Raw genomic sequence first — 23,054 nt, 5'->3', positions numbered from 1 at the left:
CATAAAAATGAGAGACAGGTATTAGGAAAGCAGATGGCGAAGGGCAAAGACATTTCCATGCGCCAGCTCCGCTACTTCGTGGCGGCGGCGGATGCCGGCCAGTTCTCTCAGGCTGCGCTCAAGGTGCATGTCTCACAGTCGGCGATCACCGCGGCGGTCCTGCAGTTAGAGGAGACGTTGGGAGTCAGTCTGTTCGAGCGCCTACCTTATGGCGTGGCATTGACCGCCGAGGGCCACAAGTTTGCCCAGCACGCTCGGCACATCCTCGACACCTTGCAGGATGCCTTGAGTGAACCCCTGTTCTTGAGCCACGCGATGCAGGGGGTGGTTCGGGTAGGTGCTTCCTACACAGTACTCGGTTACTTCCTGCCTACGCTGCTGGCGCGCTTCAAGCGAAGCTATCCGCAGGTGGAGATCGATCTAATAGACATGGATCGCACGAGTATCGAGGCTGCGGTGACCGATGGTCGGCTCGATCTGGGGTTGGCGATCATTTCCAACAGCTCGGACCTGTCCCGTTTTGAACACCATGTGTTGATTCGTTCGCGTCGCCAGCTCTGGTTGGCCAGTCAACACCCGCTGATGGCGACGACCTCGATCACCCTGGAGGATGTCGCCAGGCATGCCTATATCCTGGCGACGGTCGACGAGGGCAACGTATCCACCAGTCGTTACTGGGAAGCGCGTGGCTTGGTGCCGAATGTGGCGTTTCGCACTTCCTCCATGGAGGCCTTGCGCGGCCTGGTCGCCCATGGCTTTGGCGTCACCATCCTCTCCGACATGCTCTACCGCGCCTGGTCCCTGGAGGGCAAGAAAATCGAGGCCCGTCCGCTGGTGGACGCCATTCCGCCGATGGAACTGGGGCTGATCTGGCACCCCGAAGCCGTCTTGCCGGAGCCAGCTCAGGCTTTCCGTCAGTTTCTGGTCATGACCTGTGCTTCCTGACTGCGAGCCTAAGAGGCTGGCGCCCCCACCCTGTATGCGAGGCTTTGAGGCACATGCCAAGACCATCTCTCATACGGGGGGGTAGCACAGGAGCGGTTGGTTCGGCCTGATCCGGGTCGCTAGTGCTTCTCCAGCTCGGCCTCGATGGCCTGGAGCAGGCGTGGATCGTCCGTTGCCACGTCCGGAGCGAAACGACCGACCACCTGGCCGTTGCGGTCGACCAGGAATTTCTCGAAGTTCCACAGCACCGCTGGTGCCGGTTCGGGCTCTATGCCATAGCCTTTGAGGCGTTCGCGCATCGGCCCTTCGCCAGTGGCCTGTGGCTGCGCTTCAGTCAGCAGACGATACAAGGGGTGGCGGTCTGCGCCCGTCACCACGATCTTCGAGAAAAGGGGGAATTGGACGGCGTATTTCAGGCTGCAGAACGCTTTGATCTCTTCATCGCTGCCTGGCTCCTGTTCCCTAAAGTCGTTGGCCGGAAAGCCCAGTACTTCGAGCCCGACTTCACGCTTGTCTTCATAGAGCTTTTCCAGTCCCTCATATTGCGGGGTAAGCCCGCACTTGGATGCGACGTTCACTACCAGCAGCACCTTGCCCCTGAAGCGGTCAAGTGTCAGGCGCGCTCCATCGATAGTTTTGAGTGGGATGTCGTAAATCGTCTGGGTCATGCCGTTCTGCTCCTTGCGGTTGTGGAAGTAGGGGATTTCTCAAGCGTTTTCGTTGCGCTTGCGGGCGGCTTCGGCGAAGTCTCGCTTGAGGGTGGGAAAGTAGGCGATTTGTCCGCCCATGCCGCCGCTGATGTCGATGGAGGCGGCGCTGATGAAACTGGCGTAGTCACTGGCCAGGAACAGGGCCATGCCGGCGACGTCATCGGGTTTACCGAAGCGGCCTAGCGGCACCACCTTGAGCACCATCGCGTCGAATTCCTCACGGCTCACACCCGGAGGCATCTCCTTGTAGTGGCGGTCCCATTGCCCGGTGTCGATCCAGCCCATGTTCAGGCTGTTGACCAGGATATTGTCCTTCGCCAGGGACATGCCCAGCGAACGTGACAGGGCGACGCAGGAGGCCCGGTTGATCACCGAGGGAATGCCGTCCGGCGTGGGAATGGTGCCGGCCAGGGCGTTGATCTCGATGATCCTGCCCCAACGCTGAGCACGCATATGCGGCACCACCGCCTGGACGAAGCGGAAGTGGCCCATCTGCAGGATATTGGCATGTTCGAGGATGGCTTCCGGGGTCAGCGTATCCAGGTTACCGCCCTTACCCTGGCCAGCGTTGTTAATCAGCACGTCCACACCGCCCCAGGTTTCGACTATCTCTGCGACGAATGCCTTGACCCCCTCGGTGTCGGTGACATCGACGGCGCGGGCAATAACCGCCTGGGCTGTCGCCTCCAGCGCCTTGCCGGTCGCGATCACCGCTTCCTCGCTGCGGGCGCAGATGGCGACGCGCGCACCCTCGGTCGCGAAGGCCTGGGCAATGGCCCGGCCGATACCGCGTGACGCTCCGGTCACGATGACACGTTTGCCACTGAGATCGATGTTCATGGGTTCTCCTTGGTGAGTTCGAGCCGTTGCCCGTGCGGGAGCAGTGTCTAGGCTGTTCACAGGACGGGACGGTTTGTCGTCAGGCCATTAAAGCCCAATCTGCACGATCTGTTAATGCTTTGTTGAACGATTATTATGATTGTGTTTAATTTTGTGGCTGGCGCCTGGTGGCTGTCCATGGGTGATCCCCTGCACGGCCTGGGGCTAGCAAGCGCTTTAGGTGAGCTGCTTTATAGAAAAATTCTGTATATAGAATTTCAATCTGTATGTGGAATTTTTGTTTTTTATCAGCTAGGGTGTCGACAGGCTAGATAGAACGATTCCTCTGTTATTGTGCAAAAAGAGGTGAGATTCTCAGGCTTGCCTGATGGCGGTTGGAGTGGTTCTTTCTGTAAGTCGTTGAAAATAAAAACAAAAGGTTACGAGATGAAACAGATCATGAAGCTTGGCCGGAAAACAGTCTCGCTCAGTGCCCTGGCGGTCGCAGTCATGGGCTGCGCCGGTGGCGCGACGGCAGCGTCGTTCGATGTGGGCAACCCGGATGTTCGCCTGCGCTGGGACAATACCCTGAGGTACAACCTCGGCGTCCGCATGGAAGAGCAGGACTCCAAGATCATGAACAACCCGAACTACGACGAGTCCGACGGCAAGTTCGACAAGGGCGAGATCGTGACCAATCGTCTCGACCTGCTCAGCGAGATCGACCTGTCTTACCGCAACGATTTCGGGGCACGGGTCAGTGCCGCTCTCTGGTACGACCACGCCTACCGTGATACCGACGTCGACAGCAATCTCCGCGGTTTTGCCACCAGCTATAGAAACGACCGTTACAGCTCCGAGGCCAAACGCTACGTTCATGGCCCTTCGGGCGAGATCCTTGATGCCTTCGTCTGGACCAACTTCAGCCTGGGCGCGACGCCGGTCAATCTGAAAGCCGGTCGGCACACTAACTACTGGGGCGAGGGCCTGCTGTTCGGCGCGCATTCCGTTGCCTACTCGCAGGCTCCCCTTGATGGTATGAAGGCGGTAACCAGTCCCGGCATCGAGACCAAGGAAGTCTTCCTGCCGATCGGCCAAGTTTCGGCCAAGGCGCAGGTGACGGACAACCTGACGCTAGCTGGTCAGTACTTCTACGAATGGGACAACAGCCGCTTCCCTTACGGCGGCACTTATTTCGGTGCCGCGGACATGCTGTTCGAGGGAACCCACCAAATGCCGCTCGCTCCCGGCTTCAATCTTCAGCGAGATACGTCGAAGAGAGGTCGCGACGGCGAGAACTGGGGGGTGATGGCCAAGCTTAACGTCGAGGCGATCGAAACGACCTTGGGGGCCTACTATCGTGAATTCGACGACTACCAGCCCTGGTTGACGCCGCAGGTCGATGTGGCTAACCGGTCTTACCGCCTGGTCTATCCGCGTGACGTCAAGCTTTATGGCCTCAGCTTCTCGCGCGCCATTGCCACCGCCGCTGTCGGCGCCGAGTTGTCCTATCGCAAGGGCGGCGCCCTCAATGCCACCGGCGTCAGCCTGGTCGATAATGAGGGGCCGCGTGGCGATACCCTGCATGCAGTGGTCAATGCCGTGTATGGCGTGCCGCGTAACTTCATTGCCAACAACGCTACTCTGGTCGCCGAGCTCGCCTACAGCCGCCTGCAGAAGGTGACTGAGCACAAAGAGCTGTTCAAGGGCGAAGGCTACAACTGCGTCGATGTGCAAATAGGTGGTCGGGGTGATAAGTCCGATGGTTGTTCGACCAAGGACTACTGGGCCGTTGCGGTGAACTACACCCCGCAGTATGTCGAAATCCTGCCGTCTTGGACCCTGGAAGTGCCGCTGACAATCAACTATGGCCTGAAGGGCAACGCCGCCAGCGCCGGTGGCGGGAGCGAGGGCGCTCTGTCCTGGTCGGTGGGCGCCAAGATGACCTACCGCCAGGAGCACGAGTTCAGCCTGCGCTACGCCGACGTATCGGCCCAGGAGAAGAACTCCCGCAACATCTATGGCGAGCGCATGGTCAATGGCAACGGCAACGTGGGCGGAACTGATCGCGGTTGGCTGGCCTTCACTTACAAAACCTCCTTTTAATAAGTCCAATAACGGAGATTGGTTATGAAACTCCAACTCGCTTTGAGCATCGCCCTGAGTGGATTGTCCGCGTGCGCGTTCGCCGCTGTTACAGCAGAAGAAGCTGCCGAACTGGGCAAATCCCTTACTCCCTGGGGGGCGATCCTGGCCGGTAACGCCGAAGGCACCATCCCGGCTTACGAGGGCGGCCTGCGCCAGGCGCCGGCAGGCTTCCAGCCGGATACCGGCTTCTGGGTCGATCCCTTCAAGGATGAGAAACCACTGTTCAGAATCACTGCGGCGAACGTCGAGCAGTATGCCGACAAGCTGAGCGAAGGCCAGAAAGAGCTGCTGCGCAAGAACCCGGATACTTGGTACATGGACATTTATCCGAGCCATCGTACTACCGCCTATCCGCAAGAGGTGGTCGACGCCACCATCCGTAATGCCACCAATTGCAAGATCGAAAAGGACGGCCTGGCGGTGAGTCCGGATTGCCGTGGCGGCTTGCCGTTCCCAATTCCGAAAACTGGCAACGAGGTCATGTGGAACCAGCAGCTGCGGTACAAGATTGGTTCCGGTTATTCCACCACATTGGCGTCCAATAGCTGGGTGGTCGACAGCAATGGCCAGGTGACCAAAACCGCCGAGCAGGCGACCTTCGAGGAAACCCCTTACTACCAGATCAACCAGGCAGACCGGGATCCTATGATGTATGCCCGCGTATACTCGCGCAACGACTTCCCCGCGCGCCGTTCCGGTGAGGTCATCGTTCTCAGCGATTACCTTGACCCCCAGGCCAAGCCACGCCGCGCCTTCAGCTATACCCCGGGACAACGTCGGGTCAAGCTGGCGCCCGAGTTCGCCTTCGATACCCCGGTGGCCAGTCAGGGCGGAGTGACGCTGTTCGACGAACTGCAGATGTTCTCCGGCAGCCAGACCCGCTTCGACTACAAGCTGGTCGGCCGCAAGGAAATGTTCATTCCCTACAACGCGTACAAGTTCTACTTCGATTGCAAGGATGAGCAGCAATTCCTAAAGAACCACGCCAATCCTGCCTGCGAGCGCTGGGAGCTGCACCGTGTATGGGTGGTTGAAGCCACGCTCAAACCCGGTCAGCGCCACGTTTACAGCAAGCGCACCTATTACCTCGACGAGGACACTTTCGGTATCGGCCTTTACGACGCTTGGGACCGGAGTGGCGCTCTGTATCGGGCACTCTTTCTCAGCGGAGTGCAACTCTATGACAAGGACATCCCCTACAACGTTAAGAACGTCGTATACGACTTCAACAAGGGCATGTACGCGTTACTCAACGATGCGCACAAAGGCGGCTACCGCTTCTTTGACAAACCGTACTCGGAGCGCGAAATGAACCCCGAGGCGATCGTCTCGCGGGTAACCCAGCGCTGACTTGTGTCGCTATCTGTCCGTGCGGGTCTACTAGGCTCGCGCGGACCTGAAATAGAGCAGGCCAGGGCGATTTCCGTACGTCCGGATGCGCCCTGTGGTTGAGGATAAAAACAATGATTAGCCCCGGCCTTGACGTGATTCATCCGTTGCACCGCCGTGTAGACACAGTCATGCGCTCATGTCGCCAGCGGTTGTGTACTGCCGCGCTGATTTCCCTGTTGCCGCTTTTGGTAACAATTAGGGTGGAGGCCGCTGTCGGCTCCGACCCCTTGGATGCGCCAGCGGCGATGATCGATGCCGGTGTGTCGGCTCCGGTGATAGGCGTTGCGCAAGTCGGTGGAACCCTGGTCAGTGTCGGTCCGCGTGGGCTGATCCAACGATCCATAGATGGTGGCCAGTCCTGGCAGCAGGTACCCAGCCCGGTGTCCAGTGATCTGGTTCAGGTACGTTTCAGCGATGAGCGCAACGGTTGGATTGTTGGTCACGACTCTGTGTTGCTGCATACCTCCGACGGTGGCGACAGCTGGCAGATTCAGCTTGACGGGCGTCGCCTGCTGGCCTTGCTGCAGGGCTGGTACGGCCAGCGTGCTGAGGCTGGAGATGCGATAGCCGATGACATGCTCCGTGAAATCGGCATGGCCATGACTACCTCGGCGACGCCCGATGTAATGGCCGCGCCTTTTCTCGATGTGTTGTTCGACGGCCGGGGCCACGGTTTCGTGGTTGGCGCATTCGGCATGATCCTGCACAGCCGGGATGCAGGCGCGACCTGGGAGCCCTGGATCGAACACACCGACAATGATCGGCGCATGCACCTGTACGGGCTGGCCGAACGCCAGGGGGTGTTCTACGTCGCCGGCGAGCAGGGGCTGCTGATGCGCCTGGAACCACAGGCAGGGCGCTTCGTCGCGCTGCAGGTTCCCTACGGCGGTACCTTCTTCGGCGTGCGGGCCCTCGACGGCCTGCTGCTGGTGCACGGCCTACGTGGCAACCTGTTCGCCAGCCGAGATGATGGCCAGCAATGGCGGAAAGTTGAAACTGGCCTGGAGTCCAGTTTGGTGAGCCTAGTGGAGCAGGGCAGCAAACTGGTCGTCGTCAGCCAAGATGGGCAGATGGTCGCCGTCAATTCCAACACCCTGGCTGTTACCTCGCTGCAGCCTGTGCGGGTCGGTGAGATCTACGCGGCGAGTCTTTCCAGTGCGGCTGATGACAAATTGGTCGTGGCGCTGTTTTCCGGCGCCCGGGTTGTCGCCATTGCTAAGGCGGACTGATTTCGCCTGCTGGACCCTTTGAGAGATCGGAAAAATGGTAGAGCAGAAATACAACAGCGGAATGCCGGTGGTCCCTGACCTGCGGGACTTCGACATGACATCCGGCGGGCTCTTCGAGCGGATGATTTTCAATAACCGCGCCCTGGTGGTGGTTGCCTGCCTGCTCGCCACGTTGGTGCTCGGCTTTTTTGCCTCCCGCCTGGAGGTGAACGCCAGTTTCGAGCGGATGATCCCGAGCTCCAGCCCGTACATCAAGAACTACCTGGCTTATAAGGATCAACTGCCGGGGCTGGGCAACAGCATCCGTGTGGTGGTTTCGAACAAGCAGGGCGATATTTATGAGCCGGAGTACCTGCAGGCGCTGCAGGAGGTGAACGACAAGCTCTACCTGATTCCCGGTGTCGACCGCTCCTGGATGAGATCGCTGTGGATGCCGATCGTGCGTTGGAAGGAAGTGACCGAGGAGGGCATCGACGGCGGCGCGGTGATGCCCGCCGACTATGACGGCAGTGATGCCTCGATCGATGCCCTACGCCATAACATCGCCCGTGCAGGTATCGTCGGTAGTCTGGTGGCCAACGACGCCCGCTCTAGCATGATCGTCGCGCCTTTGCTCGACACCAACCCGCAGACCGGCGAGCCGCTAAGCTACGGCGACTTCTCCCGGCAGTTGGAAGAACAACTGCGTTCGATGGAGAGCGACAGGGTCGGCATCCACATTGTTGGTTTCAGCAAGCTGGTTGGTGATCTGATCGATGGTCTCTACGCGGTGATGCTGTTCTTCGGTGCCTCGGTGGTGATTGCCGCACTGTTCGTATATTTCTACACCCGCTGTCTGCGCAGCACCCTGCTATTGGTCGGTATCGCCGTGGCCGGCGTAGTCTGGCTGCTCGGTCTGATGGAGTTGCTCGGCTATGAACTCGACCCATATTCGATTCTGGTGCCATTCCTGATCTTCGCCATCGGGGTCTCCCATGGCACGCAGAAGATGAACGGTATTCTCCAGGACATCGGGCGCGGTACGCACAAGTACGTCGCCGCGCGCTATACCTTCCGCCGCTTGTTTCTTACCGGACTGACCGCGCTTCTGTGCAACATCGTCGGCTTCGCCGTGCTGGTGATCATCGATATTCCGGTGATCCGCGATCTGGCCCTGACCACCAGCATCGGCGTGGCCGTGTTGATCTTCACTAAACTGCTGCTGATTCCGGTGGCGCTTTCCTATATCGGGGTGAGCAAGAAGGCTGCCCTCATCGCCATCGAGAAGGACCGCGCCGGCGAGCAGAACCGTGGTTTTCTTGGCCTCGTCTGGCACGGTCTCGACCGTTTCACCGAGCGCCCCTGGGCGATAGCGGTGATTGCTCTGTCGTTGCTCGTCACCGTTTTTTGCAGTGTGGTCATGCTTGATCTCAAGATTGGCGACCTTGACCCCGGTGCCCCTGAGCTGCGCCCCGATTCGCGCTATAACCGCGACAATGCCTTCATCACTGCCAACTATGGGCTGTCCAGCGATCAGTTCGTGGTGATCATGAAGACCAGCGATGACGGTTGCCGCCTCTATCAGCCGCTGCAGATTATGGATCAGTTGGCCTGGCGGCTACGCCAGACTGAAGGTGTGCAGACCACCAGTTCGCTGGCCGAGACCGTGCGTTTCTTCACTGCAGGCATGGCCGAGGGCAGTGGCAAGTGGCTGACCATCAGTCGTGACCAGGCCATTACCAATTCATCGGTCGACGCGGCAATGATTTCATCGCCGGGCATCACCAACCAGAAGTGCTCGGTCACGCCATTGGTCGCCTACCTAGCCGACCATAAGGCCGATACGCTCAGCCGTGTGCTGCATGTCGCCGAGGATTTCGCCCGTGAACACAACGTCAGCGACGGTGAACAGCCGGTAGAGTTCCTGCTCGCCGCCGGCAGTGCCGGGATCGAGGCCGCCACTAATATTGAGGTGGAGAAGGGCATCGTCACCATGTACTTGGCGGTGTATGGCGCCACGGCGTTGCTCTGCCTGCTGACCTTCCGTAGCTGGCGGGCAACCCTGGTGGCGCTGATCCCGCTGGTGATGACCACCATTATCTGCAAGGCGCTAATGGTCTGGCTGGGTATTGGCCTGAAGGTGGCGACTCTGCCTGTGATCGCCGTCGGTGTTGGGGTCGGTGTCGACTACGCCCTGTATCTGCTCAGCGTGCAACTGGCCGTACAACAGCGTGGTGGCAGCCTGGCGGTAGCCTACCGCCGCTCACTCGACTTCACCGGCCGGGTGGTGGCGCTGATCGGCCTGACCATGGCCGCCGGCGTGATCACCTGGGCCTGGTCACCCATCAAGTTCCAGGCCGACATGGGCATCCTGCTTACCTTCATGTTCCTCTGGAACATGCTCGGGGCCCTAGTGCTCATTCCTGCGTTATCCCATTTCCTGCTTCGTTCCAGGACCAGTACCGAATCGCCCGAGATGGACTATGGCGATCAGGAGCTGGAGGTGACGAAGCAGGCCGAAAAAGCAAATGTCCAGGCGATTGCCGCACATTAATTGAAGCGAGGCCCAGGTGACGGGGACGGCCGCTGCGGCGGGCCGCCTCGTGCCATGGCCGGCGATTGGAGGTAAGTCCCATGTTCGAGTTGTTGATGAGTGCTGACATGATGGTTCCGGATCCCGACGGGATGACGGAGAAACTGGTGGACAAGCTCGGCGTCTACAAGCATGAGCGCTGGCGCCAGGCGTTCGACAACCATCCCTACATCGCGCATTTCCTGCGTGTGCACAAATCTTTGGCGGTGGCGCCGACCCGCATCGAGCCGCAGTGGCACCTCGACAAGCCGAACCCTGGTGACCCGCTGTTCCATGATTTCCTGGAGAGCCTCAAGGACTACCAGGGGCAACACCGGCCGATGATCACCCACTCCATTGTTCTTGCCTTGCATCGCGAAAAGTTCGCCGTGCTGGTGGACAAACTGATGCGCCGCCGCCTGCCGTTCCGCATGGCGCAGCGCACCCCGGAGATGCCGTTTGACCGGTTGTGGCTCGGTGCCACGCCGGAGAAGCCCTACTACCAGCCCTCCGTCGACGGAGGATTGTGTATCGAAATTATGGAAACCGAGCCGCTGCAGATGCCACCGGAAACCTACGCCCTGCCGCCGGCCCAGCCCCGCGAACTGGCGCCGGGCGGCATGGTTCGAGTGACTGCCCGCGGATTTCTGGTGCGTGACTTGGACGAGACTTTACGCCAGGTTTCCGCCAACCTCGACTGGGAGCCCAATGGGCCGGTGGAGCACCTGCGCGAAGAAGGCTATCGGCGTGCGCGCATGGGCTTCACGGTAGCCAACAGCGCGACCCTCGATGTGATTGAGGCTACCTATTGGAATACTGATGCTGGCCATTACCTGAACAACTGGGGGCCGGGCCCGTATTACATCCGCATCGGCGTCAACGACCTTTCTGCCAAGGCCGAAGACTTGCGTGCGCGTGGTACTGCCTTCGAGTGGGTTGAGTCGTCCGAGGCGGTTGGCGGCAAGTCGCTAATTAAGGTCGACCCGAAAGAGCTGGACGGCCAGGTGTTCGAGTTCGAGGAGATTCAGGTATGAGCGCCGACCAAGGCCAACTGGATTCGCTGACAATCAACGAGTCGGTGCGTGTCGAGCGGGAGGCCACGCTTGGCTGGATCGTGCTGACTCGTCCTGGGCAGATCAACGCCATCAATGACGATATCCGCCTGGGTGTGCCCCGGGCGCTGGAGCTACTGGAGCGCGACCAGCGGGTACGCGTCATCCTGATTCGCGGCGAGGGCGAGCGAGGTTTCTGCGCCGGTGCGGACATCAAAGAAAAACGCGGCGAGGAATCGGCTATTCAGGTCCGCCAGCGCATGGAGCGCTCGCGCTGGATTGAAGCGCTGGACACCGTGGCCAAGCCGGTGATAGCCGCCATTCACGGCTACTGCATGGGCGGCGGCCTGGAGCTGGCCTTGGCTTGCGATATCCGCTTCGCCGCGCCGAACGCGGTGTTCGCTCTACCGGAAACCGGTCTCGGCCTGATTCCTGGCGGAGGCGGTACCCAGCGTCTGGCGCGGGTGGTTGCACCGGGGCTGGCCATGGATCTGCTGCTCACCGGTGAGCGGCTGAACGCCGAGGAGGCCCGTCGGGTTGGACTGATTACTCGCATGGCCCTCGAGGGGGAGCGCTGGCTCGATGAAGTCACGGCCCTTGCCCTGCAGATTGCTGCCAAGCCGCCAGCGGCGTCGGCCTATGTCAAACAGGCGGCGCGCGCTGCTCTCGAGCTGGACCTCAAGCGAGGTCTCGATTTGGAGCTGGATTTGTTCGCCCTGCTGGCACCGACCAAGGACAGGCGTGAAGCAGCACTGGCATTCGCCGAGCGCCGCGAGCCGCGTTTTACCGGCGAGTAGTCGACGATCCTACCCAGAACAGGAGAGAGCACAGCCATGAGTACAGGAAAACTTGCGGGACGGGTCGCCGTTATCACCGGCGCCGGTGGTGGCCTGGGCGCCGAATGCGCACGGGTACTTGCGGCGCATGGTGCCAGCGTCACTGTGGCCGATATCAATGGCGAAGCCGCCGAGGCGGTGGCCGAGTCGCTACGTGCGGCGGGTAGCCAGGCACTGGGTATCCGTACCGACGTGTCGTCGGAGGATGAGGTGCAGGCCATGGTCGCGCAGGTCAAGGAACGCTTCGGCCGTATCGATGTGCTGCACAACAACGCGGCGGTACTCGATGGCGAGCAGCGCCAGCGCGACCGTGACTTAGCCAACCTGGACATGGATGCCTTCGACCGGGCCATCGCTGTCAACCTGCGCGGCGCGGTGCTGTGCACCAAGCATGTGATCCCGGTAATGCTTGAGCAGGGTGGCGGCTCGATCATCTTCGCCACCTCAGGTCTTGGTGTGCAGGGCGACATGTCGCTCTCCGGCTACGCCACCTCCAAAGCCGCGTTGCTGATGCTGCCGAAGCTGGTGGCAGCCCAGTACGGCAAGAGGGGAATTCGCGGCAACGCCGTGCAGATCGGCCTGGCACCGCAGCACCCGTTACCCGACGCGCTGTTGGAGATCATGCGCGACAACCATTGCACGCCGGAGCTCGGCACCCCGCGGCAGATCGCCGATGTGGTGGCCTTCCTGGCGTCCGACGAGTCCGCGTTCGTGACGGGCAGCACCTTGGTGGCCGACGGTGGCTTCGGCAGCCACACACCCTCCCTAGTGGCGGTACGCAAGCTGTTCGAGCAGATGGGCCGCAACAGCATGTAAGGACGGTACCGGGACGGGCCACCGTCCCAGGACTGTTGTTTACGGGCTGCCGCGTGGGGCCAGTGGTGTAGCGCTGGTTTCAGCTGGGCGCTTGGCAGCCGACATCCAGGCCAGTGCGGCGGCACCAAGGGACAAGGTCGTGGCCAAAGCGGCGCCCGTGGCCAGGAGCAGTGGTGTGTGCCAGAAGAGCGGTGCGATGAGCGCCGCCAGCACGGCGTTGAACCCAGTCTGGGTGGATAGTTGCAGTGACGAGCCAAGCCCACGCCGATCCGGCACGCAGTCCAGCCCCGCCAACACGATGGTGGGCTGGACCAACGCCATGCCTAGTGTGTAGATGAACAGATAGGGCAGATACCATCCGTATGCCGCGGGGTCCCAATAGCAGATGGCTAGGTTCCACAGACCGGCCAGCACCATGATCGTGAAGCCGGTGACCAGGCAGCGTCCAGACGACCAACGCTGGGCGAAGCGGCCGGACAGGTAGGAGCCGACCATCATGCCGGCGGTGGCCGGGCCAAACAGCCAGATGAAATCGGTTTCCTTCAGCCCTAGGTGGCGCATCAGGAACACAGGGGCGGACAGCACGTAGATGAAGAACCCGGCGAACATCAGAGCGAAGGTCACCGCCCAGAGCATGAAGGTGTCGTTGCACAACACTTGCCGGTAGCCCGCCAGCAAGGCCGCGCCTGAAAAGCGCTGACGCTTTTCAGGAGGCAACGTTTCTGGCAGGTAGAACAGCACCATGGTCAGCAGGGCCGCCCCCATGGCCGCGAGCAGGCCGAAGTTCGCGCGCCAACCCGCATACGTCTGTAGCCAGCCGCCCAGCACCGGGCCGATGGCGGGAGCCAGGGCGAACAGCATAACCACCAGCGCATACAGGCGTTGGGCGGCGGCTCCGGCGTAGAGGTCGCGGATTACTGCCCGGCCAACCACGATGCCGGCTCCGGCGGACAGCCCCTGCAATACGCGGCAGACATATACCTGCTCGATACGGGTGGCGCAGGCGGCGCCGATGGATGCCAAGGCGAACACCAGCAGGCCGGCGATCACCACTGGCCGCCGCCCCAAGCTGTCAGAGAAAGCGCCATGCCAGAGCGACATGAAGGCGAAGGCGGCGAAATACAGGGACAGGGTGATTTGCAACTCGACGTCCGTGACGCCGAATACCGCTCTCATCTGCGCGAAGGAAGGCATGTAGATGTTGATGGTGAAGGGGCCGAGCATCGCCAGACCGGCAAGCAGGATGGGTAGGAATCTTGCCGTGGCGGGTGAAGTCAAAGGAGGCCTTCCGTCTTTGGGTCTCCGGCCGTTTCACATGCCGGAGCGATCAAGGTTTGGTCTATATTAGACAAAAATAAATAAAGTGTCTTATTTGTTTCGGGGCATGCTTTACCTGGCGATGCAAGGTCAGCGTGTGGCGAATTCTTTTACTGACGGTAAAACGGATGCTCACCTGCTTGCTGACGGTTATTGCTAGCGTGGCATTCCCTGCGGGCCGCCGACGGCGTCCAGCCGCATACGGGCAAGACGATAGCGGCCCGGCGACAGGGTTGCCGGAGCCGCCAGGAACTAACCATAAACAGCGATGAACAAGAACAATCAAGCCATGAACAATTACAACACGGACTTCGATGCGATCATCGTCGGCGGCGGCACCAATGGGCTGTCGGCCGGCTGCTATCTGGGGATGGAAGGCAAGAGGGTGCTGGTGCTCGAAGCGCTGGACAAGGTCGGCGGCATGGCTTCATCGGGCTACCTGATCCCCGAGGCGCCACAGCACCTGGTGCACCCTTGTGCCATGGACATGATGTCCATGCGTGTGCATGCCCACGTACCCCGTGAGCTTGAACTCGAACGGCACGGTTTCAAGTCGATCGAACTGTCGCCGGGGTACGTCTACCTGCACCCGGATGGCACTTCGCTGGTGTTCTGGCGTGACCGGCAGCAGACGGCCGCGGAGATTCGCCGCTACAGCGCCAGTGACGCCGAGGCGTTCCTTGAGTTCATGAAGGTCATCGACCTGTTCCTCGACATCGCTCTGCCGATGATGCGGGTCGATCCGGCGCAGACCAACCTGGTGACCAAGCTGCAGGTGCTGGGGACCGCGCTCAAGGGGCGCAAGCTCAAGCCCGAGCTGATGGCCCTAATGACCGGCTCGGCGCACCAGGCCGCGCGCGAGCGTTTCGAACATCCGGTGACCATTTCCGCTATGTGTGCGCTGACCGGCCTGGCCGGCGATATCAGCGCCGATGGTGGCGGCATTTACTATGCCCTGTTGGGTTTTCTCCACCGTTTCGGGGTGGGCCGTGTGATTGGCGGTATGCAGCAGCTGAGCAACGCGATGCGCGCGCGCCTGGAGGAGTTGGGGGGCCAGGTCATGACCTCGGCCCGCGTTGAAGAAATCCTTTCCAGTCTGGGTAAGGTTCGAGGCGTTCGGCTGGCCGATGGGCGTGAATTCACGGCACACGCAGTCATCGCTGGTTGTCACCCCAAGGTTGCATTGGAAATGGTTAGCGCCGGGGAAATGCCGAGGAATCTGCTGACTCGCATCGCCATGGCGCCAGCCAACGCAAGGGGCTCGGGCCCTCTCAAGGTCGACCTGGCGCTCGATGGGCAGATCTCTGTACCCCGTTTCGAAGCGGCCAGGGGCGACGGTGTCGACCTGCGGAAGGCCTGCCTGATGATCGGCACGGAAGAAGCGGTGCTGGAAAACTTCGCCGCCAGCGCCCGTGGCGAAGTGCCACGCCTGCCGTACATCACCATGGTTGCGCCCAACTCAGTGGACCCCTCGCAGTCGCCGCCGGGTCAGGACGTGCTCTACATCTATCCGCCGGTGATGCCGGTCAATCCGCGCGAGGGGTGGGATGCGCTCAGGGATCGAGTGGCCGATCAGGTGATCGAGCAATTGTCCGAATACGTCGAGGGTATCCAGGGTCATGTGATCGGCCGCTGGATCGAGGCGGCGCCTGACTTCACTGCCCGCCTGAACACGGTGAACGGCTGCGTGGTGCATATTGATACCATCTCCATGCGCTCCAGCGCCATGCGCCCGGCTTATGGGCTGGGTGGCGACACGCTGCCGGTCGAAGGACTGTACCTAGGCAGTGCCGGCATTCACCCAGGGGGCGGCGTCAACGGCATGGCCGGGCGCTTGGCGGCCGGTCGGGTGAAACGCTACCTGGCGAAAACTGGGAAGTAACGGCGGGCATCGAGTGGTGCGACCACGGCGGCCTCAGTCGCCGCGGTCGTTCTGGTTCTGCGCAATGCTCGCCAGAATGAAATCCACCGAATACTGGCGCCACGTGGTCATGCCTTCCTCCGAGCAGGTATCCAGGCCGGCTAGGGCGGACATCGAGTAACGGTTGGTGAACCAGCCGGTGGTGAGTAGCGCGGCAGTGGCGAGAAACAGGCGGGGGTTGATGCCGGTCTTGAAAACGCCGCGCTCCGCGCCGTCGCGAAGAATGCTATCGAGCTTGTCGATCAGCGCTGGCGCTAGCTCGAGGAAGCGGTTGCGAGGCGTCTGGTGGGTGTCGTGGTAGTGGATGCCTTCCAGGGCCAGGGCGCCGAGCAGGGGGTCATGACGGTACTGGTCGAAGAAGTGGTTGAGCATCGCGCGCATGGCCTGCCTGGGAGCCAGCGAGTCGATATCCAGCTCCACCAGCTCGGACATGACACGCTCGGAGCACTCGTCCAGCACGGCGACGAATAGCCCTTCCTTGGAGCCGTAGTAGTGGTAGATCAGTTGCTTGGTGATTCCCGCTTCACGGGCAAGCTCCTCCATACGAACGCCTGCAAGGCCCTTCTCCGCGAACTCCAGGCGTGCGGTTTCGATCAGGCGGCGGATCGTATTGCGTTTCCCGGGTTCGTTCTGCCCAGCAGGTTTCACTCTTTTCCCCTTATGACTGCAATGGTCGATGCACTTCGTTTGACCCTGGGTAAAACGAATCGAGTCGCAGAAAAAGTGCAGCTCGTTAGTATCCCAGAACAGTGGTTCCGAGAGGATACCGTTACTTGCGATTGGGTGAGCGAACCGGCGTGTTTCCAAATGAAAACCGCAATGGGGCACTCGTCTCCGCCAGCCTGATGGCCTGTCGCCGTACCGGCGTCACTCGATTACCGACAACAACAATTCCACAGAGTGGTTGAATCCTATGAGTACCAACACCGCCTCCGCCCTAGATCTCAAGAATAACTACTCCGCCGTTTCCGAGACCTATCGTGGCACCGATCTGGATATCCATGCCGTGTGCCGCGAGCAGCTCCTGAAATCGCCGATCTACGAGGGTGACTTCATCGCCCAATTTGGCGTGCCGACCAACGCCGGCATCCAGCAGGGTACCCGGCCGACGTTCGCTTTGTTCAAGTACCAGGACGTGATGGCGGTGCTGCGCGACGGCAATACCTTCACCAGCGGTTTCATCGCCGAGGGCCTGGGTGCCTTCTTCGACGGCCTAGTGATCCTGGCCATGGACGGCGAGCCGCATCGCAAGGTGCGCGCACTGCTGCAACCTGCCTTCATGCCCGAGAGTGTGAACAAGTGGCGTGGGCAGATCGACGAGGTGATCCGTGAGGAATTCCTCAAGCCGCTGGTACCGCAGAAGAAGGCCGACCTGATGGAGTTCGGCCTGGAACTGCCGATCCGAATCATGTACGCCCTGATGGGCTTCCCCACCGACGACCCTTCCAAGTACAAGCAGTATGCCGCCTGGGCGCTGGCCATGGTTGGTGGCAACCAAATCGATCCGGCGAAGATGGAAGAAGCCCGCAAACGGGCCGGCATCGCGGTTAAGGGCCTGTACGACGCCATCCAGGAAGTCGTGGTGCGCCGTCGCGCCGATGGTAGCCAGGGCGACGACGTGGTCGGCCGCCTGCTGCGCGCCGAATACGAAGGGCGGACGCTGGACGACCATGAGGTGATCACCTTCACCCGTTCGCTGCTGCCAGCCGCCGGTGAAACCACTACGCGCATGTTCAGCTCGGTGATGGCATTGCTGCTCACCACCCCTGGCCTGCTGGAGCGGGTCAAAGCCGATCGCTCGCTGATTGCCAAATTGATGGACGAAACCACCCGCTACGAGCCGGTGGCGACCTTCAAGGTGCGCGAGGCCGCCAAGGACGTCGAGTTCCACGGAGTGAAGATTCCCAAGGGGGCCTTCGTGCAGTGCATGGTGGTGTCCGCCAACCGTGACCCGGACGCCTTCGAGAACCCCGACGTCTTCGACATCGACCGCAAGCTCAAGCCTTCCTTCGGCTTTGGTTTCGGCCCGCATATGTGCATTGGCCAGTTTATCGCCAAGGTTGAGATCAACTGCTCGATCAACGCCATCCTCGATCTGTTCCCCAATATTCGTCTGGACCCGTCGAAGCCTACTCCCGTCATCGAGGGTGCGCAGTTGCGCGGCGTATCCTCGCTCCCGGTGATCTGGGACTAAGCACCGCCATCCCCTTGCCTGCGCGCCTTTCGACAATAACGACAAGAGACGATCCCGATGAGAACTTTCAAGACGATTCCCGAGCGCGGTGACTTTGGCTTCCAGCAATTGGTTGGCCCACACCAGGTCACCGGCGCGGCCATGGCCGGTAGCCGGGGCTTCTTCGGTCTGCAATTGAGCAAAAGCTCGCCGTTCGGCTCGGTGCGCGACGAGGACGGCAACATCTATTCGTTCGTGCGTTCTCTGATGGCTCCGGGCGGCACGCCGAACCCAACCAAGTTCTTCTACCTGAACAACCATGTCGACGGCGTCAACCTGCGCATGGATCACGAGAAGATGGCCCGCCAGGCGTTGACGCCGATGCCGGTACAGACCCTGGATGGTGAAACCGTGCGCTGGACCAACCAGCCCGGCGAGGCCGGAAATGGCTGGGAGATAACCGCCAACAGCGAGCGCCTGACCTGGCGCGAGGATGGGCTGTTCCAGCTGGAAGGCCGCCTGCTCAGCCCCGGCCTGCAGTGGTACTTGCCAGGGGTGGAATGGGGCACCTTCTATGTATCGCAGCTCTGGGAGCTGGCCGGTGTCTGCGAGGGGCGGTCGGTGAAGGGGGCTATGGCGCTCGATCAGTTCTACATGGCCGAGGGCGGCGCGATCCACTTCAAGAAGGATCTGGTGGTCAACAACAACAAGCATGTGATCTGGTGGTCGTTCGTCACTGTGTACAAGGACGGCAGCTGGGATGCGGGTTCCTTCATGGTGGGCCACGATCACCTGGGTTATGCGATCTTCACCAACGACAAGGGGGAGGTGCGCGTCACCACCGATATCGAAGGGCAGACCCGGCACAAGGAGGGCAGCTATTTCCTGGAGGCGGCGCGGATCGTGCTCGAAGGCAAGGAAGAGTGGGAGTTCCTTCCCGATCCCAGGGGCGAAATGATCGACTTCGTTGGCGGTTTTCCGATCACCGCGCAGCAGGAGGGGCGCTGGCGCCGAGTCGGCGATACTCGCGAACCGTCGCACTGGCTGGGCTGGGGGGAGTCCGACCGGCGCAACGGTTCGGCGCGCAACGTACCAGGCCGAGATATCTGATCCGAGCTGACGAGCCTCCCTCGGCCCGACCGCCGCGGGAGGTTTTTCCGAACAAGAACAAGAGCAGAGGAAACAGGTGATGAGGTTCAAAGACAAGGTGGTGTTGGTCACCGGCGCCGGGCGCGGTATGGGGCGCGCCATCGCCCTGGCCTACGCCCGGGAGGGGGCCAGGGTGGTGGTGTCCGCACGTACGCCACGCCATGGCGAGGAAACTCTCGCCCAGATCGCTGCGCTGGGTGGTGAGGCCCATCTGGTCGGCGGTGACATCGCTGATCGGGAGGCGGTCAAGGCCATGGTCGCGAGCGGTGTAGATCGCTTCGGCGCGCTGGATATCCTGGTGCATTGCGCCGCCGATACGGCCTCTGGGCTGATCGCCGAGATGGCGGACGATACCTTCGATCACCTGGTGCGTAGCAACATCCAGTCGCTGTTCTGGCTGGCGAAGGACGCGGCGCCCCATCTTTCCAGAGCGCAGGACAAGGGCCGGATCATCTTTATCTCCTCCGGCGAGGCCAATCGCAAGTACACGCCAACACTGATCCCCTACAGTTCCAGCAAAGCGTTCATGAACGCCTTCGCCCGTGGGTTGGCGGTGGAGTTCGGCGCGCTGAACATCCTGGTCAACGTGATCGAGCCGGGTCTAATCGGCACCGATCACATGTTCGAGTCCCTTGGCGAAGAGCTGCCGCATCGCCTGGCCGAGCGTTTCCCCGTGCCCCGCCTGGGACAGTCGGCCGATATCGCCTCCGCCTCGTTATTCCTTACTTCCAGCGAGGCTTCGTACATCACCGGTACTTCGCTGCTGGTCGACGGTGGCGCCACCATGGTGGCCATGCCCAAGGTCGAAGAAATCCTCAAGGGGCATTAAGCCCGGATCGTACGGCCTAACTGACACGGCGGGCCGAGACAGGAGTCCTCATATGTCCGATACATCCATTGCGTCCAAGCGGGCGGCCATCGACCTCACCGAGTTCAAGCGCGGCTGGCGCATCCTGCTGCTTGGCCTCGTCGGTATCTGCACCAGCATCAGTGCGGGGCTGCTCTACGGTTTCGGCACTTTGGTGATTCCCCTCGAACAGGCTTTTGGCTGGAGCCGGGGTGAACTGCAGGCGTCTATCACCTTCCTGTTCGCCGGTGTAGCAATCTCTACCCAACTGGTCGGTCCACTGTACCGCCGTTTCGGCCTGCGGCGGGTGGCGATAGTGTCGATCATACTGCAGGTGATCGGCTACACGGCGATCACCCGGATCGAGCATTCCATCGGCTGGTTGTACCTGGCGTTCTTCGCCATGCCGCTGGTTTGTGCAGGAACCATCGCCATTACCTGGACGCAGTTGGTCAACCTGTGGTTCGAGCGCAACCGTGGTTTGGCCCTGGCGGTCATTCTCTGTGGTACCGGACTGATGGCGGTGGTGCTTCCGCCACTGCTGGCCAGCCTGATCGCCCAGTTCGGCTGGCAAGCGGGCTTCTTCACCCTGGCGGCACTGCCGTTGCTGTTCACCTTGCCGATGGCGTTGTTGTGGATGCGTCTGCCGGGCGAGCTCGAGCCGGTGTCGTCGGGGGTAGGCGAGGCGGTAGCGCAGTTGGACGGTTTCAGCCTCATCCAGGCGCTGCGCTCGCCGGTCTACTGGAGTTTCAACGTTGCCCTGATCCTCTCGGTGTGCCTGACCGTCGGCATGGTCACCAATATCGTGCCGATGCTGCAGGGCAAGGGGCTATCCGCCCAGGCAGCGAGCCAGGTTTTCAGCAGCTTCGGCATTTCCATCATCGCCGGGCGCTTGCTGGTGGGCTATCTGCTGGACCGCTACCCGCCGATCCTGGTCGCGGTGATCAGCCTGGCGCTGCCAGCCATAGGTTGTGTGATTTTCCTGTTCGGCGGCGTGCAAAGCATAGCGCTGCTGGTACTCGCTACCCTGTGTATCGGCGCCAGCGCCGGCGCGGAGTTCGACCTGGCCGCGTTTCTAATGGCGCGTTATTTCGGGCTGCGCGAGTACGCGCGGATTTTCGGCCTGCATCTGGCGCTGATCACCATCGTCTCGGGGCTGATGCCGGTGTTCTTCGGCTACCTCTACGAGGCCTACGACGGCTATTCGGCAGTGCTGCTGAGCTGCCTGGCCTGTTCCATCATCGGCCCGTCGATCCTGTTCTGGCTGCGGCCGGCAGCGGTGGTCACGGTCCAACAACAGCACGCCTGAACCGGTGTGTGAAAGTCCGGCGGGCCTGGCCCGTCCATGACAACCGAGGAGAAATCAATGAGTGCGCAAGAAGCCATCGAGCATTTCCTGCATGGCCAGATCGAATGCTGGAACAACGGTGACAAGGAGGGGTTCTTCGAGCATTACCGCCGGATGTCGCCCGCCGGCCTGAGTATCGAGTACGTCGGCCGTGCCTTGCCGACTGACCCGTGGCAGATCTTGGAAGGTATGTGGGAAAACCAGCAGCCGCGTTTTCGAGTGGAGGTCAAGGAAACCATCATCAACGGCGAGGAAGCCGCCTGCCACCATCGCAACGCGTTGCGTGACGGCAGCGGCGGTATCGAGACCATCGAGCTGTACCGTTTCCAGGACGGCAGGCTGTGGGTGCGCTACTTCATCAAGGTGTGAGGGAGCAACGCGGGGCGCGATGACGCTCGCGCTCCGCTTGCATGGCTGTTAGCTATCATTCACTAGTCGCCAGGCCTTTCTGAACAAGGTCGTGCTGTCGCTGAGCAGCAGGTGGCATGTCTGGAAAATGTTTGGGCCGTGCATTGGCGATTGCTCCGCTAATTTCCCTCTCCCCGCCGTGACCGCCGCTGGACATTCAGCACCAGCAGCAGGCCAATGGCCGATAACAGGGCCGAGCAGAAAAAGATCCACGGCAGACCCAGGCTGAAAGCCACCAGCCCCATCAGTGGGCCGGCCAGCCCCACGGCTAGGTCGAAGAACAGCGAGAGAGTGCTCAGGGCCGAATTGCGGTTGGCCTCCGGAGTGCGTGCCAGGGTCTCCACCGCCAGCCCCGGATAGACCCAGGAAACTCCCAGGCCGGTCAGTGCGGAGCCGAGAATCGCCACTAGGGGCGAAGGCGCTAGCCAGACGAGCAGCAGCCCCAGAGTCTGCACGGCCATGCAGAGCGTGACCACTCGATAGCCGCCGAAGCGCGGCAGCGCATTGGGCGAAGCCAGCCTGGCGCAGATGAAGGCCACGCCGAAGACGCTTAGGCAATAGGCCGCGTTAGCCCAGCCCAGGCTGTCGAAGTACAGGGCGATGAAGGCGGTCAGACTGCCGAAGCCCACCGAACTGCAGGCGACGGCCAGGCCGTTGGGCAGCACGGCGAGGAAAACGCTGTGGAACGGCAAGCGCACGCCCGGCAGCAAAGGGGCGGGAGGCCTCGTCCGGGCGAACAGCAGGGACAGGCCACCGAGCAGCGTAATGCCGATACCGATGCCGGCGAGCCCCAGGTGATCCCGTATCAGGACTCCGAGCGGCGCTCCTATGGCGGTACCGCCATAGGCGGCGATACCGTTCCAGGACATGACCTGCGCGGTACGCGCCGTACCATGCAGGCCGATGGCCCAGGTGCAGCATGGCGTGGAGATCAGGGCCGAAGATATGCCCTGGAGGACGCGCCCGGCCATCAGCAATGCCAGGCCGAGCCAGGGAGAAGTCGGCAGGATGATCGCCAGGGCTGTCAGCATGCCACTGCTCGTCAGTACGATCAGCCCCGCCATCACCGTGCGCTTGGCCCCGAACCGATCGGCGAGCTGGCCGGCCAGTGGGCGCGACAGCAGGGTCGTCAGGTACTGCGTGCCGATCACCAGGCCAGCCATCGCGCTGCCGAAGCCCAGGGTGTACAGCACATGGCCGGGCAGCACGGCTAGCGGTAGTCCGTTGCTTATGAAGGAGGCGAAATTGAAGCAGACGATCGAGATGATCGACAGGCCGGAGGGGAGCGATTGGCTGCGGGCTTTCATGGCATGTCGCCTTGTGCGGGCGCGAAGTCAGCGTCGGCCCGGTCGCCGAGGAGCCCCGGGGCTGGGGACTAGCGATGTGGGACAGG

19 protein-coding genes are annotated in these 23,054 nt (G+C 61.4%); 14 read left to right on the top strand and 5 right to left on the bottom strand.

Annotated features, from left to right (window positions below; translation table 11 throughout):
- Positions 1–33: 33 nt before the first annotated feature.
- Positions 34–945, top strand: a complete 912-nt coding sequence (locus ACIGKL_RS00310) for a LysR family transcriptional regulator (RefSeq protein ID WP_003244720.1) — start codon at positions 34–36, stop codon at positions 943–945.
- A 119-nt stretch (positions 946–1,064) separates the two neighbouring features.
- On the opposite strand, the gene ACIGKL_RS00305 is transcribed toward ACIGKL_RS00310, so the two are convergent.
- Entirely contained in the window at positions 1,065–1,613 is a 549-nt protein-coding gene (locus ACIGKL_RS00305) for a glutathione peroxidase (protein WP_195881791.1), read from the bottom strand.
- Positions 1,614–1,652: 39 nt separating this feature from the next.
- Complete coding sequence (locus ACIGKL_RS00300; RefSeq protein WP_003244724.1) at positions 1,653–2,495, bottom strand: SDR family oxidoreductase; 843 nt, start codon at positions 2,493–2,495, stop codon at positions 1,653–1,655.
- Positions 2,496–2,921: 426 nt separating this feature from the next.
- Between ACIGKL_RS00300 and ACIGKL_RS00295 the strand changes: the two genes are divergently transcribed.
- The 7 genes from ACIGKL_RS00295 to ACIGKL_RS00265 all read left to right on the top strand — a co-directional run bounded on the left by ACIGKL_RS00295 (position 2,922) and on the right by ACIGKL_RS00265 (position 12,498).
- Positions 2,922–4,580 carry a DUF1302 domain-containing protein gene (locus ACIGKL_RS00295; protein WP_003244726.1) on the top strand — a complete coding sequence of 553 codons (1,659 nt, stop codon included), beginning with the start codon at positions 2,922–2,924 and terminating at the stop codon, positions 4,578–4,580.
- A gap of 24 nt (positions 4,581–4,604) precedes the next feature.
- Complete coding sequence (locus ACIGKL_RS00290; RefSeq protein ID WP_003244729.1) at positions 4,605–5,972, top strand: DUF1329 domain-containing protein; 1,368 nt, start codon at positions 4,605–4,607, stop codon at positions 5,970–5,972.
- Between the two features lie 113 nt (positions 5,973–6,085).
- On the top strand, positions 6,086–7,243 hold the full coding sequence (locus tag ACIGKL_RS00285) for a YCF48-related protein (protein WP_080589487.1): 1,158 nt from the start codon (positions 6,086–6,088) through the stop codon (positions 7,241–7,243).
- A gap of 34 nt (positions 7,244–7,277) precedes the next feature.
- Positions 7,278–9,776 (top strand): RND family transporter, encoded by a 2,499-nt coding sequence (locus ACIGKL_RS00280; protein WP_003244733.1) that lies wholly within the window; start codon positions 7,278–7,280, stop codon positions 9,774–9,776.
- An 80-nt stretch (positions 9,777–9,856) separates the two neighbouring features.
- On the top strand, positions 9,857–10,828 hold the full coding sequence (locus ACIGKL_RS00275) for a lactoylglutathione lyase (RefSeq protein WP_003244734.1): 972 nt from the start codon (positions 9,857–9,859) through the stop codon (positions 10,826–10,828).
- Positions 10,825–11,643: an enoyl-CoA hydratase/isomerase family protein gene (locus tag ACIGKL_RS00270; RefSeq protein ID WP_003244735.1), complete on the top strand. Its 819-nt coding sequence runs from the start codon at positions 10,825–10,827 to the stop codon at positions 11,641–11,643. Before ACIGKL_RS00275 ends, ACIGKL_RS00270 begins: the two co-directional genes overlap by 4 nt.
- A gap of 36 nt (positions 11,644–11,679) precedes the next feature.
- Complete coding sequence (locus ACIGKL_RS00265; RefSeq protein ID WP_036987193.1) at positions 11,680–12,498, top strand: SDR family NAD(P)-dependent oxidoreductase; 819 nt, start codon at positions 11,680–11,682, stop codon at positions 12,496–12,498.
- A gap of 39 nt (positions 12,499–12,537) precedes the next feature.
- On the opposite strand, the gene ACIGKL_RS00260 is transcribed toward ACIGKL_RS00265, so the two are convergent.
- Complete coding sequence (locus ACIGKL_RS00260) at positions 12,538–13,776, bottom strand: multidrug effflux MFS transporter (RefSeq protein ID WP_195881792.1); 1,239 nt, start codon at positions 13,774–13,776, stop codon at positions 12,538–12,540.
- A 307-nt stretch (positions 13,777–14,083) separates the two neighbouring features.
- Between ACIGKL_RS00260 and ACIGKL_RS00255 the strand changes: the two genes are divergently transcribed.
- On the top strand, positions 14,084–15,697 hold the full coding sequence (locus ACIGKL_RS00255; protein WP_195881793.1) for an NAD(P)/FAD-dependent oxidoreductase: 1,614 nt from the start codon (positions 14,084–14,086) through the stop codon (positions 15,695–15,697).
- 33 nt (positions 15,698–15,730) lie between these two features.
- Here ACIGKL_RS00255 and ACIGKL_RS00250 read toward each other — a convergent pair whose 3' ends face one another.
- Entirely contained in the window at positions 15,731–16,384 is a 654-nt protein-coding gene (locus tag ACIGKL_RS00250) for a TetR/AcrR family transcriptional regulator (RefSeq protein WP_036987197.1), read from the bottom strand.
- Between the two features lie 265 nt (positions 16,385–16,649).
- Here ACIGKL_RS00250 and ACIGKL_RS00245 point away from each other — a divergent pair, with 265 nt between their 5' ends.
- From ACIGKL_RS00245 to ACIGKL_RS00225, 5 genes are all read left to right on the top strand, one after another.
- Positions 16,650–17,930: a cytochrome P450 gene (locus ACIGKL_RS00245; protein ID WP_003244746.1), complete on the top strand. Its 1,281-nt coding sequence runs from the start codon at positions 16,650–16,652 to the stop codon at positions 17,928–17,930.
- 57 nt (positions 17,931–17,987) lie between these two features.
- Positions 17,988–19,019 (top strand): hypothetical protein, encoded by a 1,032-nt coding sequence (locus ACIGKL_RS00240; protein WP_195881794.1) that lies wholly within the window; start codon positions 17,988–17,990, stop codon positions 19,017–19,019.
- A 79-nt stretch (positions 19,020–19,098) separates the two neighbouring features.
- Positions 19,099–19,887: an SDR family NAD(P)-dependent oxidoreductase gene (locus tag ACIGKL_RS00235; protein ID WP_003244749.1), complete on the top strand. Its 789-nt coding sequence runs from the start codon at positions 19,099–19,101 to the stop codon at positions 19,885–19,887.
- Between the two features lie 52 nt (positions 19,888–19,939).
- Positions 19,940–21,214, top strand: coding sequence for an MFS transporter (locus ACIGKL_RS00230; protein WP_195881795.1), 1,275 nt, complete (start codon positions 19,940–19,942; stop codon positions 21,212–21,214).
- Between the two features lie 57 nt (positions 21,215–21,271).
- The gene (locus tag ACIGKL_RS00225) at positions 21,272–21,622 is read left to right on the top strand and encodes a nuclear transport factor 2 family protein (protein WP_003244752.1); all 351 of its coding nucleotides are present in this window, start codon (positions 21,272–21,274) and stop codon (positions 21,620–21,622) included.
- 158 nt (positions 21,623–21,780) lie between these two features.
- Here ACIGKL_RS00225 and ACIGKL_RS00220 read toward each other — a convergent pair whose 3' ends face one another.
- Entirely contained in the window at positions 21,781–22,968 is a 1,188-nt protein-coding gene (locus ACIGKL_RS00220; RefSeq protein ID WP_003244754.1) for an MFS transporter, read from the bottom strand.
- Positions 22,969–23,054 lie beyond the last annotated feature (86 nt).

It is taken from the genome of Pseudomonas sp. NPDC077186, from assembly GCF_044543505.1.
Lineage (GTDB): Bacteria > Pseudomonadota > Gammaproteobacteria > Pseudomonadales > Pseudomonadaceae > Aquipseudomonas.
This window is presented reverse-complemented; position numbering and strand designations above follow the sequence as displayed.